We start from the raw sequence: 13497 nt of genomic DNA, 5'->3' as shown, positions 1-13497 counted from the left end.
TTGCGGTAACCTTGCCGGTTATCAATACTGGCGCCGATTTTTCGACCAACAAGAACATCAAAACCGTGGAACCTTAGAATGAGCACAGCAATCAGTCCGACTGCTTATAACTATAAGGTCGTCCGCCAGTTCGCCATCATGACGGTGGTCTGGGGGATCCTTGGCATGGGCCTCGGCGTCTTCATCGCCTCGCAGCTGGTGTGGCCGCAGCTGAACCTGGACCTTCCCTGGACCAGCTTCGGCCGCCTGCGCCCGCTGCACACCAACCTGGTGATCTTCGCCTTCGGGGGCTGTGCGCTGTTCGGCACCAGCTACTACGTGGTGCAGCGCACCTGCCAGACCCGGCTGATCTCCGACAGCATGGCCGCCTTCACCTTCTGGGGTTGGCAAGCCGTGATCGTCGGTGCGCTGATCACCCTGCCGATGGGCTACACCACCACCAAGGAATACGCCGAGCTCGAGTGGCCGCTGGCGATCCTGCTGGCCATTGTCTGGGTAACCTACGGCCTGGTGTTCTTCGGCACCATCGTCAAGCGCAAGACCAAGCACATCTATGTCGGCAACTGGTTCTACGGCGCCTTCATCGTGGTGACTGCGATGTTGCACATCGTCAACCACATCTCGCTGCCGGTGAGCCTGTTCAAGTCCTACTCGGCCTACTCCGGCGCCACCGACGCGATGATCCAGTGGTGGTACGGCCACAACGCCGTGGGCTTCTTCCTCACCACCGGTTTCCTGGGGATGATGTACTACTTCGTGCCCAAGCAGGCCGAGCGACCGATCTACTCGTATCGCTTGTCGATCGTGCACTTCTGGGCACTGATCACCCTGTACATCTGGGCCGGCCCGCATCACCTGCACTACACCGCCCTGCCTGACTGGGCGCAGTCGCTGGGCATGGTAATGTCGATCATCCTGCTGGCGCCAAGCTGGGGCGGCATGATCAACGGCATGATGACCCTGTCGGGCGCCTGGCACAAACTGCGCACCGACCCGATCCTGCGCTTCCTGGTGGTGTCGCTGGCGTTCTACGGCATGTCCACCTTCGAAGGCCCGATGATGGCCATCAAAACCGTGAACTCACTGTCGCACTACACCGACTGGACCATCGGCCACGTCCACGCCGGCGCCCTCGGCTGGGTGGCAATGATTTCGATCGGCGCCGTGTACCACATGATCCCGAAACTCTACGGCCGCGAGCAGATGCACAGCATCGGCCTGATCAATGCGCACTTCTGGCTGGCCACCATCGGCACCGTGCTGTATATCGCCTCGATGTGGGTCAACGGCATCACCCAGGGCCTGATGTGGCGCGCCATCAACGATGACGGTACCCTCACCTACTCCTTCGTCGAAGCCCTGCAGGCCAGCCACCCCGGCTACATCGTCCGCGCCCTGGGCGGTGCGTTCTTCGCCAGCGGCATGCTGCTGATGGCCTACAACGTGTTCCGTACCGTACGTGCCGCCAACCCGGCACAGGCTGAAGAGGCCGCCAAGATCGTCGTTGTGGGAGCGCACTGATGAAGCATGAAGCCGTCGAGAAGAACATAGGCCTGCTGGCCTTCTTCATGGTCATCGCCGTGAGCGTCGGTGGCCTGACCCAGATCGTCCCGCTGTTTTTCCAGGACGTCACCAACAAGCCGGTCGAGGGCATGAAGCCGCGCACCGCGCTGGAGCTGGAAGGCCGTGATATCTACATCCGCGAAGGCTGCGTGGGCTGCCACTCGCAGATGATCCGCCCGTTCCGTGCCGAAACCGAGCGTTACGGCCATTATTCGGTAGCCGGCGAGAGCGTGTGGGACCATCCGTTCCTGTGGGGCTCCAAGCGTACCGGGCCGGACCTGGCCCGCGTCGGTGGCCGCTACTCCGACGACTGGCACCGTGCGCACCTGTACAACCCGCGCAACGTGGTACCGGAATCGAAGATGCCTTCCTACCCGTGGCTGGTCGAGAACAAGCTCGACGGCAAAGACACCGCGAAGAAGATGGAAGTGCTGCGCACACTCGGCACCCCGTACACCGACGCCGACATTGCCGGCGCACGTGACGCGGTCAAGGGCAAGACCGAAATGGACGCCATCGTCGCGTACCTGCAGGGTCTTGGCACCATCATCAAGAGCAAACGGTGACGCTGATGGATATCGGGATGATTCGCGGCCTGGGCACCGTCGTGGTGATGGTGGCCTTCGTGGGCCTGGCACTGTGGGTATTCAACCCACGGCGTAAAAAGGACTTCGACGAAGCGACCCAACTGCCCTTCGCGGATGACCCCGAGGCCACTCGGCACGTCGAGCAAGCAAAAGCTTCTGGGAGCAAACAACAATGACAACCTTCTGGAGTCTGTACGTTACCGTCCTGACCCTGGGCACCATCTTCTCGTTGACCTGGCTGCTGCTGTCGACCCGCAAGGGCCAGCGCGAAGAGGTTACCGACGAAACCGTCGGGCATGCCTTCGATGGCATCGAGGAATACGACAACCCGCTGCCGCAATGGTGGTTCTGGCTGTTCGTCGGCACCATCATCTTCGCCCTCGGCTATCTGGTGCTGTACCCGGGCCTGGGCAACTGGAAAGGCGTCCTGCCGGGCTATTCATACCTGGATAACGACAAGCGGACCGAGTTTTCCAACGGCCAGCCGGGCTGGACCGGCGTGCACGAGTGGGAAAAGGAAATGGCCAAGGCCGACGCCCGCTTCGGGCCGATTTTCGCCAAGTTCGCAGCCATGCCCATCGAGGAGGTGGCCAAGGACCCACAGGCATTGAAAATGGGCGCGCGGCTGTTCGCCTCCAACTGCTCGGTGTGCCACGGTTCCGACGCCAAGGGCGCCTTCGGCTTCCCCAACCTCACCGACAATGACTGGCGCTGGGGTGGCGAGCCGGAAACCATCAAGACCAGCATCATGGGTGGTCGCCATGGCGTGATGCCGGCCTGGGCCGAAGTGATCGGTGACCAGGGCGTGGCCGATGTGGCTGCATTCGTGGTCAGCAAACTCGATGGCCGCACACTGCCTGAGGGCGCGAAAGCCGATGTCGAGAACGGGCAGAAGATCTTTGCTGCCAACTGCGTGGCCTGCCACGGGCCGGAAGGCAAAGGTACGCCCGCCATGGGCGCACCGAACCTGACCCACCCGCAGGCGTTCATCTACGGTTCGAGCTTTGCCCAATTGCAGCAGACCATTCGTTATGGTCGCCAGGGGCAGATGCCGGCCCAGGAACAGCTGCAGGGCAACGACAAGGTGCACTTGCTGGCGGCTTATGTTTACAGCCTGTCGCACCAGGCTGAACCGGCCAAGGCTGAGTAAGGCAGGCCTCTTCGCGGGTAAACCCGCTCCTACACAGGATCCTTGTAGGAGCGGGTTTACCCGCGAAGAGGCCGGTACTGGCACAGCATTTCTCGCAGGCAAGTGACCTGGATCAATTGACACCCGCCATAACACGTTTCATACCACGAACCCAACGCGACTAAAGGTCGCAGTGCGAACCCATACTGCCATCAGCGGCGTATCATGGTCCGCAGAGCGCTAGCAGATTGCGCGAGACTGCGGCCCGCACGCACTGGCCGCGGCGTTTCTCCACTGCCGTGGGACTTGATGATGAGCAAGCAAATTCCGGTACATGATGTAACCCCGCCCGCCAACAAAGGGAAGGATTCCGTCGACCTCTATGCCTCCCGCGAAAAAATCTACACTCGCGCCTTCACCGGCCTGTTCCGTCGCCTGCGCATGGTCGGTGGTGCCGCACTGTTCCTGCTGTACTTCGGCACCGTGTGGCTGAACTGGGGCGGTCACCAGGCCGTGTGGTGGAACCTGCCCGAGCGCAAGTTCTACATCTTCGGCGCCACCATCTGGCCGCAAGACTTCATCCTGCTCTCGGGCATTCTCATCGTCGCCGCCTTCGGCCTGTTCTTCATCACGGTGTTCGCCGGCCGGGTGTGGTGCGGCTACACCTGCCCGCAAAGCGTGTGGACCTGGATTTTCATGTGGTGCGAAAAGGTCACCGAGGGTGACCGCAACCAGCGCATGAAGCTCGACAAAGCCCCCATGAGCGGCAACAAGTTCCTGCGCAAATTCGCCAAGCACAGCCTGTGGCTGCTGATCGGCTTTGTCACCGGCATGACCTTTGTCGGCTACTTCTCGCCGATCCGTGAACTGGCAATCGAATTCTTCACGGGCCAGGCCGATGGCTGGGCCTACTTCTGGGTCGGTTTCTTCACCCTCGCCACTTACGGCAACGCCGGCTGGCTGCGCGAACAGGTGTGCGTGTACATGTGCCCCTATGCACGCTTCCAGAGCGTGATGTTCGACAAGGACACGCTGATCGTGTCCTACGACCCACGCCGCGGCGAAACCCGCGGGCCGCGAAAAAAAGACGCTGACTACAAGGCCCAAGGCTTGGGTGACTGCATCGACTGCACCATGTGCGTGCAGGTCTGCCCTACCGGCATCGATATCCGTGACGGCCTGCAGATCGAGTGCATCGGCTGCGCCGCCTGTATTGATGCCTGCGACAGCATCATGGACAAGATGAACTACCCCAAAGGGCTGATCAGCTACACCACCGAACACAACCTGTCCGGGCAGAAGACCCACATGCTGCGCCCGCGCCTGATCGGCTATGCCGTGGTACTGCTGGTGATGATGGTCGGGCTGGCGACGGCCTTCGCTACCCGTTCGCTGGTCGGCTTCGACGTCAGCAAAGACCGCGTGCTGTACCGCGAAAACGCCCAGGGGCGGATCGAGAACGTGTATAGCCTGAAGGTGATGAACAAGGACCAGCGCGATCACGTCTACGTGCTGGACGCCGCCGGCCTGCCGGACCTCAAGCTCGAAGGCCAACGCGAAATCCGCGTGGCAGCCGGTGATATCGTCAGCCTTCCCGTGCAGCTGTCGGTCGCCCCCGAGAAACTGCCATCAACCACCAACGAAATCACCTTCATCCTCAAGAGCGCCGACGACAGTGACGCCCAGGTTGAAGCCAAGAGCCGTTTCATCGGCCCACAGATCCGCTAAGAGAGATAACGCACAATGCCTGCCGCCACCGCCGCCAGCCCCTGGTACAAACACCTCTGGCCCTGGATCATCATCGGCATCCTTACCACCTCGGTGTGCCTGAGCCTGACCATGGTCAGCATCGCTGTGCACAACCCGGACAACCTGGTGAACGACAACTACTACGAGGCCGGCAAGGGCATCAACCGCTCGCTGGACCGCGAGCTGCTGGCGCAGCAGCTGGGCCTGAAAGCCAGCGTGCATCTGGACGAACTGACCGGCGAAGCAGACCTGCGCCTGACCGGTAACAGCGACCCGCAAAGCCTGGAGCTGAACCTGATTTCGCCAACCCAGCCAGAGAAGGACCGCAAGGTGCTACTGAGCCGGGTCGAAGCAGGGCGCTATGTGGGGCAGTTGGAAGACAAGGTCGACGGGCGCCGCTTTGTCGAACTGCTGGGTAGCGAAGGGGGCCAGGTGTGGCGCTTGTTCGAAGAGGAAAAAGTGGCGCATGGTGTGACCTTGCAGCTGGGTGATGAAGCACTGCAAGGCGCCGAACACCAACAGTAGCAACACCGCAAATCCCTGTGGGAGCGGGCACGCCCGCGAATGCGATAGCTCAGGCAAAGGTATTTCCAGGTCTGACGCATTCGCGGGCGCGCCCGCTCCCACAGGGTTTCCTATCTGCCTGAGCAGTGTCTGCCCTATGACCCAACCCACCCCCTGCTACCACTGCGCCCTGCCCGTCCCCACCGGTAGCCGCTTCACCGCCGTGGTCCTCGGCCAGCCCCGGCAGTTCTGCTGCCCAGGCTGTCAGGCGGTGGCCGAGTCGATCGTCGCTGGAGGCCTGGAACATTACTACCAGCACCGTAGCGACAACAGCGCCAACCCCGAAGCCCTGCCCAAGCAACTGCAGGACGAACTGGCCCTCTACGACCGCAGCGACGTGCAACAAACCTTCGTCCGCCACCAGGGCGAGCTGGCCGAAACCACCCTGCTGGTCGAAGGCATCAGTTGTGCCGCCTGCGGCTGGCTGATCGAAAAGCACTTGCGCAACCTGCCCGGTGTCGCCGAAGCGCGCCTGAATCTGTCCAATCACCGCCTGCTGCTGAACTGGGACGACAACCAGCTACCGCTGTCGCGCCTGCTCACCGAGCTACGACAGATCGGCTACGCCGCCCATCCCTATCAGCCCGACCAGGCTACCGAACAGCTGGCCCGGGAGAACCGTAGCGCCTTGCGCCGCCTGGGCGTGGCCGGGCTGCTGTGGTTCCAGGCGATGATGGCAACCATGGCCACCTGGCCGGAGTTCAACATCGACCTGTCGCCCGAACTGCACACCATTCTGCGCTGGGTGGCACTGTTCCTCACCATCCCCATCGTGTTCTACAGCTGCGCGCCGTTCTTCAAAGGCGCGGCACGCGACCTGCGCACCCGCCACCTGACCATGGACGTTTCAGTGTCGCTGGCCATTGGCCTGGCCTTCGGCGCCGGCATCTGGACGGCCATCACCGGCAGCGGCGAGCTGTATTTCGACACGGTGGGCATGTTCGCCCTGTTTCTGCTCACCGGCCGCTACCTGGAACGCCGAGCCCGAGAACGCACGGCTGCGGCCACTGCCCAGCTGGTCAACCTGCTGCCGGCCTCGTGCCTGCGCCTGGACGCCATCGGCCGCAGCGAGCGCATCCTCCTTGGCGAACTGCGCTGCGGTGACACCGTGCAAGTGCTGCCAGGCGCGGTAATCCCGGCCGACGGGCGTATCGTAGAAGGCCGCTCCAGCGTCGACGAATCACTGCTGACCGGCGAATACCTGCCACAACCCCGCCAGGTGGGCGAGCGGGTCACCGGCGGCACGTTGAATGTCGAAAGCACCCTGAACGTGGAAGTCGAAGCCCTCGGTCACGATTCACGGTTGTCGGCCATCGTCCGCCTGCTGGAGCGTGCACAGACCGAAAAACCGCGCCTGGCGGAAATTGCCGACCGTGCCTCGCAGTGGTTCCTGCTGTTTTCGCTGCTGGCCGCCGTTGCCATCGGCCTGTGGTGGTGGCACCTGGACCCGACGCGGGCGTTCTGGATCGTGCTGGCCATGCTCGTGGCCACCTGCCCTTGTGCCCTGTCTTTGGCTACGCCAACCGCACTGACCGCCGCCACCGGAACTCTGCACAAGCTCGGCCTCCTGGTGACCCGCGGTCATGTGCTGGAAGGCCTGAACCAGATCGACACGGTAATCTTCGACAAGACCGGCACACTGACCGAAGGCCGCCTGACCTTGCGCAGCATTCGCCCGCTCGGCAACCAGGCAGCCGACCGCTGCCTGGCCCTTGCCGCCGCGTTGGAAAACCGCTCCGAACACCCCATCGCCCGCGCCTTCGGCCGTACCGCCACGCCTGCCGATGATGTGCAGACCGTACCTGGCCTGGGCCTGGAAGGGCTGGTGGACGGGCAGCGCCTGCGCATTGGTCAGGCCACCTTCGTCTGCGCCTTGAGCGGCGCGCAGCCCCCCGCCGTGCCGGAGCCTCGCGGCCAATGGCTGCTGCTGGGCGACCGCCAGGGGCCATTGGCCTGGTTTGGCCTGGACGACCGTCTGCGCGACGATGCCCCTGCCCTGCTCGCTGCCTGCAAGGCACGTGGCTGGCGCACGCTGCTGCTGTCGGGCGACAGCTCGCCGATGGTTGCCGAAGTGGCCGCACAACTGGGCATCGACCAGGCCATTGGCGGCCTGCGGCCAGACGACAAACTTGACCGGCTGAAAGCCCTGCAGGCGCAGGGGCGCAAGGTGCTGATGCTTGGCGACGGTGTCAACGATGTGCCGGTGCTGGCCGCTGCCGACATCAGCATCGCCATGGGTAGCGCCACCGACCTTGCCAAGACCAGCGCCGATGCCGTACTGCTGTCCAACCGCCTGCAAGCGCTGGTGCAGGCCTTCGACCTGGCCCGTCGAACGCGGCGCAACATCCTCGAGAACCTGCTGTGGGCGACCCTGTATAATGGCCTGATGTTGCCGTTTGCCGCGCTCGGCTGGATCACGCCGGTGTGGGCCGCCATCGGCATGTCGGTCAGCTCGCTGATCGTGGTGCTCAATGCCCTGCGCCTGACCCGTATGCCAGTGGCCTTGGGCCCGCTGCCCCACGAAGCCCCTTTATCCGGGAGGAAGTCGCCATGCCCGCCCTCTATGTCATGATTCCGGCAGCCCTGCTGCTGGTCGGCGTGGCCGTGTACATCTTCTTCTGGGCGGTAGACAGCGGCCAGTACGACGACCTTGAAGGCCCCGCCCACAGCATCCTGTTCGACGATCAGGACCCGCGCCACCAGGCTGCCGTGAAGCCCGACGACGCCCCAACCGACACCGACAAGGAACCACCTCCACGTGCCTGACCTGCTTCCCCTTGGCTCGGCGCTGGTCCTTGGCCTGCTGGGTGGCGGCCACTGCATGGGCATGTGTGGCGGCCTGATGGGGGCCCTGACCCTGGCAATACCGCCCGAACAACGTGGCAGGCGCCTGCGCCTGCTGCTGGCCTACAACCTCGGGCGCGTTCTCAGTTATGCCTGCGCCGGCCTGCTGCTGGGCCTGGCAGGCTGGGCCGTGGCCAGCAGCCCGGCAGCGCTGGCGCTGCGGGTGGCTGCGGCGCTGCTGCTGATTGCCATGGGCCTGTACCTGGCCGGCTGGTGGAGCGGGCTGACCCGCATCGAGGCGCTTGGCCGCGGGTTGTGGCGGCATATCCAGCCGCTGACGTCGCGCTTGCTGCCGGTGTCCAGCCTGCCCCGGGCATTGCTGCTGGGCGCCCTATGGGGCTGGTTGCCGTGCGGGCTGGTGTACAGCACCCTGCTGTGGGCGGCCAGCCAGGGCAATGCCGGCTACAGCGCAGCGTTGATGCTGGCGTTCGGGGTGGGCACCTGGCCAGTGTTGCTGGCAACCGGGCTGGCTGCCGAACGGGTAAACGCCCTGTTGCGACGACGCAGCGTGCGTGTGGCGGGCGGTGTGCTGGTGATGCTGTTCGGTGTCTGGACCCTGCCGGGCCCACACCAGCACTGGCTGATGGGGCATTGACGGGGCCGCTCTGCGGACCCAATGCCCTTGATACAAATCAACACAGTTTCCTACAGACGGCCATAGACTCCGGTGCACTGCTGCTCTTTCCGGGGACTACCCTCATGCTCGACGAACTACGTTGGGATACCGACCTGATCCGCCGCTACGATCTCGCCGGGCCACGCTACACCTCTTACCCAACCGCCGTGCAACTGCACAGCGAGGTGGGTTCGTTCGACCTGCTCAACGCCCTGCGCGAGAGCCGACGGGCCGTGCGCTCGCTGTCGCTGTACGTGCATGTGCCGTTCTGCGCCAACATCTGCTACTACTGCGCCTGCAACAAGGTCATCACCAAGGACCGCGCGCGCGCCGCGCCCTACCTGCAGCGCCTGGAGCAGGAAATCCAGTTGATCGCCTGCCACCTGGACCCTAAACAACGTGTGGAACAGCTGCATTTTGGCGGCGGCACACCAACCTTCCTCAGCCATGTGGAACTGCGCCAGCTGATGGCCACCCTGCGCCAGCACTTCCACCTGCTGGACGACGATTCCGGCGACTACGGCATCGAGATCGACCCCCGCGAAGCCGACTGGTCGACCATGGGCCTGCTTCGCGAACTGGGCTTCAACCGCGTCAGCCTGGGCGTGCAGGACCTCGACCCGGCCGTGCAGCGCGCGATCAACCGCCTGCAGAGCCTGGAGCAGACCCGCACCCTGATCGAGGCTGCCCGCACGCTACAGTTTCGCTCGGTCAACCTCGACCTGATCTACGGCCTGCCCAAGCAAACCCCGGAAGGCTTTGCCCGTACCGTCGAAGAGGTGATCCGCCTGCAGCCCGACCGCCTGTCGGTGTTCAACTATGCCCACCTTCCAGAGCGCTTCATGCCGCAACGCCGCATCGACAGCAACGACCTGCCCAGCGCCGCCGCCAAGCTGGAGATGCTGCACGCCACCATCGACCAACTGACCGCCGCCGGTTACCGCTACATCGGCATGGACCATTTCGCCCTGCCCGACGACGAACTGGCCATTGCCCAGGAAGAAGGCACCTTGCAGCGCAACTTCCAGGGCTACACCACCCACGGGCATTGCGACCTGATTGGCCTGGGCGTGTCGGCGATCAGCCAGATCGGCGACCTGTACTGCCAGAACAGCAGTGACCTCAGCACCTATCAGGACAGCCTGTCCAACGCCCAACTGGCCACCCAGCGCGGCTTGCTGTGCAACCACGACGATCGCATACGCCGGGCGGTGATCCAGCAACTGATCTGCCATTTCGAGCTGGATTTCGAACCCATCGAACAGGCTTTCACCCTGGATTTTCGCGGTTACTTCAACGACCTCTGGCCCGAGCTGCTGACCTTGCAGCGCGACGGCCTGATCAGCCTGGACGACAAGGGCATTCGCATCCTGCCCGCCGGCCGGCTGCTGGCGCGCTCGGTATGCATGGTGTTCGACGCCTACCTGACGATGCACAACCGCCAGCGCTTCTCGCGAGTGATCTGAAAAACAAGGCGTTCAACCGCATGGACAAGCTTCCTTGTCAGGCACACTATGAGCACACATGGACTCCCGGCAGGCCACCTGCCGGGGTTTCGCCAGCGCGCACCATCATCGCGCACACTGGCCTACACCCTGTGTCGTGAGTTACCCTTACGACTTATGTGTGCTTTCCCACAAGGATCGATTCAAATGTCCGAGCCAGTCAAACTGCGCCCACACAACCAGGCCCATTGCAAGGATTGCAGCCTGGCCCCCCTGTGCCTGCCTCTTTCGCTGAACCTGGAAGACATGGACGCACTGGATGAAATCGTCAAACGCGGGCGGCCGCTCAAGAAAGGCGAGTTTCTGTTCCGCCAGGGTGACAGTTTTGGCTCGGTCTACGCAGTACGGTCCGGGGCCCTGAAAACCTTCAGCCTCAGCGACAGCGGCGAAGAGCAGATCACGGGCTTTCACCTGCCCAGCGAGCTGGTCGGCCTGTCGGGCATGGATACCGAGGCCTACCCGGTATCGGCCCAGGCTCAGGAAACCACTTCGGTGTGTGAAATCCCCTTCGAGCGGCTGGACGAGCTGTCGGTGCAACTGCCACAGCTACGCCGCCAGCTGATGCGGGTAATGAGCCGCGAAATCCGCGACGACCAGCAAATGATGCTGCTGCTCTCGAAAAAGACCGCCGACGAGCGCATTGCCACCTTCCTGGTCAACCTGTCGGCGCGCTTCCGCGCTCGCGGCTATTCGGCCAATCAGTTCCGCCTGAGCATGTCGCGCAACGAAATCGGCAACTACCTTGGCCTGGCGGTAGAAACCGTGTCGCGGGTGTTCACCCGCTTCCAGCAGAATGGCCTGCTGCGCGCCGAGGGCAAGGAAGTGCACATCCTCGACCCGATCCAGCTGTGCGCGCTGGCCGGTGGTGCAATCGAGGCCTGAGGCCAGTCTTTAGCGGGTATACTTGGGCATTCGTTTTCCCAGGATACCCGCAACAATGCACAGCGACGCCTTCGACCTCAAAGCCCTGATCCGCCCGGTAGTGGACTTCCCCAAACCGGGTGTGATCTTCCGCGACATTACCCCGTTATTCCAGTCGCCACGCGGGCTGCGCTATGTGGCCGACCAGTTCATCGAGCGCTATGTCGAGGCGGAATTCAGCCACATCGGCGCCATGGACGCGCGGGGTTTCCTGATCGGCTCGATCATCGCCCACCAGTTGAACAAGCCGCTGATCCTGTTCCGCAAGCAGGGCAAGCTGCCGGCTGACGTGTTGAGCGAGGGTTACCAGACCGAGTACGGCGAGGCCTTCCTGGAAGTGCATGCCGACAGCCTGTGTGAAGGCGACTCGGTGCTGATCTTCGATGACCTGATTGCTACTGGCGGTACGCTGCTGGCGGCGGCCAACCTGGTGCGTCGTACCGGGGCGCAGGTGTTCGAGGCGGCGGCGATCATCGACCTGCCGGAACTGGACGGCTCGCGTCGACTGCAGGCGGCCGGGGTACCTACCTTCTGCCTGACCGAGTTTTCCCTCAGCGAGTACTGAGTGGGCTTTTGGGGCTGCTTTGCAGCCCATTCGCGGGTAAACCCGCTCCTACAAAGGCCGCGCATTTTTGTAGGCGCGGGTTTACCCACGAATGGGCCGCCAAGCGGCCCCAATGAATCAGAGCGAAATGGGCCGGCGCCCTGCAAAGGCATGGGCCAAGGTACCGCCGTCCACCATCTCCAGCTCACCGCCCAGCGGCACACCATGGGCAATGCGAGACGCCACCAAGCCCTTCTCGCTCAGCAACTGGGCAATGTAATGCGCCGTCGCCTCCCCCTCCACCGTCGGGTTGGTCGCCAGGATCACCTCGGTAAAAGTGCCCTGCTCTTCGATCCGCGCCATCAGCTGCGGAATACCGATCGCCTCAGGCCCCAGGCCATCCAGCGGCGACAGGTGCCCCTTGAGCACGAAGTAACGGCCACGGTAGCCAGTCTGCTCCACCGCATACACATCGGTCGGCCCCTCGACCACGCACAGCTGTGTGTCGTCACGGCGCGGGTCGGCACACTGCGGGCACAGCTCCTGCTCGGTGAGGGTGCGACACTGGCGGCAATGCCCTACCCCTTCCATGGCCTGGGTCAAGGCCTGAGCCAGGCGCAGCCCGCCACTGCGGTCGCGCTCGAGCAGTTGCAGGGCCATGCGCTGGGCGGTTTTCTGGCCAACGCCTGGCAAGATGCGCAGGCCATCGATCAGTTGGCGGATGAGGGGGCTGAAGCTCATGGGAAAGGCCTGACAATTCAATAAGAGGCGGTTTATACCCAGCGGGGGCGGTGGCGTCAAATCAGGTCACCCCAAGTCTACGCGGCCTGCAGTTATATGAGCGCAATTACCTTGCACAAAACTGGAAAGCCAGTGTGATCACTGTGGGAGCGGGCATGCCCGCGAAGCAGGCTGCACAGTGGATGGCACGGGCTTCGCCCGTGTTCGCGGGCATGCCCGCTCCCACAGTGATCGTGCAAAATTTCAAAGTTCGAGCACAACAGTTGCACCCGACATAAAAAAGCAGACCGCAGTTGGGTGAAATCTACGCAAAAAAACGCCGCTGATATCAGCGGCGTTTTTGAGTACCTCAATGCCTTAGAACGGCATCTTGAAGCCCGGCGGCAGCTGCATGCCGGCGGTCATGCCGCCCATCTTTTCCTGGCTGCTTTGCTCAACCTTGCGCACTGCGTCGTTCAGCGCAGCGGCAATAAGGTCTTCCAGCACTTCCTTGTCGTCTTCATCAGTCGACATCAGGCTCTGGTCGATGCTGACGCGCTTGACGTCGTGACGACCGGTCATCACCACGCTCACCAGGCCGCCACCGGACTGGCCAGTGACTTCGGCGTTGGCCAGTTCTTCCTGCATCTTCTGCATTTTTTCCTGCATCTGCTGGGCCTGCTTCATCAGGCCGGCCATGCCACCTTTCATCATGGGGTATACCTCGATTGGGTCATGTGATGCGGCCCGGCACC

The 13497-nt window shown here is 63.1% G+C and carries 14 protein-coding genes; 12 read left to right on the top strand and 2 right to left on the bottom strand.

Annotated features, from left to right (window positions below; genetic code table 11):
• Positions 1-78: 78 nt before the first annotated feature.
• The 12 genes from ccoN to ACYCCG_RS10435 all read left to right on the top strand — a co-directional run bounded on the left by ccoN (position 79) and on the right by ACYCCG_RS10435 (position 12043).
• Positions 79-1521: a cytochrome-c oxidase, cbb3-type subunit I gene (gene ccoN, locus ACYCCG_RS10490; RefSeq protein ID WP_003254284.1), complete on the top strand. Its 1443-nt coding sequence runs from the start codon at positions 79-81 to the stop codon at positions 1519-1521.
• On the top strand, positions 1521-2129 hold the full coding sequence (ccoO, locus tag ACYCCG_RS10485; RefSeq protein ID WP_003254286.1) for a cytochrome-c oxidase, cbb3-type subunit II: 609 nt from the start codon (positions 1521-1523) through the stop codon (positions 2127-2129). The genes ccoN and ccoO overlap by 1 nt, the downstream gene beginning before the upstream one ends.
• Positions 2130-2134: 5 nt before the next feature.
• Positions 2135-2326 carry a CcoQ/FixQ family Cbb3-type cytochrome c oxidase assembly chaperone gene (locus tag ACYCCG_RS10480; RefSeq protein ID WP_003254287.1) on the top strand — a complete coding sequence of 64 codons (192 nt, stop codon included), beginning with the start codon at positions 2135-2137 and terminating at the stop codon, positions 2324-2326.
• Positions 2323-3300 (top strand): cytochrome-c oxidase, cbb3-type subunit III, encoded by a 978-nt coding sequence (ccoP, locus tag ACYCCG_RS10475; RefSeq protein ID WP_176685181.1) that lies wholly within the window; start codon positions 2323-2325, stop codon positions 3298-3300. The genes ACYCCG_RS10480 and ccoP overlap by 4 nt, the downstream gene beginning before the upstream one ends.
• A 291-nt stretch (positions 3301-3591) precedes the next feature.
• Positions 3592-5007 carry a cytochrome c oxidase accessory protein CcoG gene (gene ccoG / locus ACYCCG_RS10470; protein WP_209967281.1) on the top strand — a complete coding sequence of 472 codons (1416 nt, stop codon included), beginning with the start codon at positions 3592-3594 and terminating at the stop codon, positions 5005-5007.
• A 15-nt stretch (positions 5008-5022) separates the two neighbouring features.
• Positions 5023-5553 (top strand): FixH family protein, encoded by a 531-nt coding sequence (locus tag ACYCCG_RS10465; protein WP_176685179.1) that lies wholly within the window; start codon positions 5023-5025, stop codon positions 5551-5553.
• Positions 5554-5689: 136 nt separating this feature from the next.
• Entirely contained in the window at positions 5690-8164 is a 2475-nt protein-coding gene (locus ACYCCG_RS10460) for a heavy metal translocating P-type ATPase (protein ID WP_209967284.1), read from the top strand.
• Positions 8143-8358: a cbb3-type cytochrome oxidase assembly protein CcoS gene (gene ccoS / locus ACYCCG_RS10455; protein WP_176685177.1), complete on the top strand. Its 216-nt coding sequence runs from the start codon at positions 8143-8145 to the stop codon at positions 8356-8358. The genes ACYCCG_RS10460 and ccoS overlap by 22 nt, the downstream gene beginning before the upstream one ends.
• Positions 8351-9031 carry a sulfite exporter TauE/SafE family protein gene (locus ACYCCG_RS10450; RefSeq protein ID WP_459670311.1) on the top strand — a complete coding sequence of 227 codons (681 nt, stop codon included), beginning with the start codon at positions 8351-8353 and terminating at the stop codon, positions 9029-9031. The genes ccoS and ACYCCG_RS10450 overlap by 8 nt, the downstream gene beginning before the upstream one ends.
• A gap of 104 nt (positions 9032-9135) precedes the next feature.
• The gene (hemN, locus tag ACYCCG_RS10445) at positions 9136-10518 is read left to right on the top strand and encodes an oxygen-independent coproporphyrinogen III oxidase (protein WP_459670310.1); all 1383 of its coding nucleotides are present in this window, start codon (positions 9136-9138) and stop codon (positions 10516-10518) included.
• A 186-nt stretch (positions 10519-10704) separates the two neighbouring features.
• The gene (fnrA, locus tag ACYCCG_RS10440) at positions 10705-11439 is read left to right on the top strand and encodes a Crp/Fnr family transcriptional regulator FnrA (protein WP_003254301.1); all 735 of its coding nucleotides are present in this window, start codon (positions 10705-10707) and stop codon (positions 11437-11439) included.
• Between the two features lie 55 nt (positions 11440-11494).
• Positions 11495-12043 (top strand): adenine phosphoribosyltransferase, encoded by a 549-nt coding sequence (locus tag ACYCCG_RS10435; protein ID WP_009683910.1) that lies wholly within the window; start codon positions 11495-11497, stop codon positions 12041-12043.
• 117 nt (positions 12044-12160) lie between these two features.
• Here ACYCCG_RS10435 and recR read toward each other — a convergent pair whose 3' ends face one another.
• Positions 12161-12763, bottom strand: coding sequence for a recombination mediator RecR (recR, locus tag ACYCCG_RS10430; protein WP_003254304.1), 603 nt, complete (start codon positions 12761-12763; stop codon positions 12161-12163).
• A gap of 357 nt (positions 12764-13120) precedes the next feature.
• On the bottom strand, positions 13121-13456 hold the full coding sequence (locus tag ACYCCG_RS10425; protein WP_003254305.1) for a YbaB/EbfC family nucleoid-associated protein: 336 nt from the start codon (positions 13454-13456) through the stop codon (positions 13121-13123).
• Between the last annotated feature and the right edge of the window lie 41 nt (positions 13457-13497).

The organism is Pseudomonas sp. VEM90, from assembly GCF_054611535.1.
Note: the sequence above shows the minus strand (reverse complement) of the source record. Positions and strands in the feature narration are given on the sequence as shown.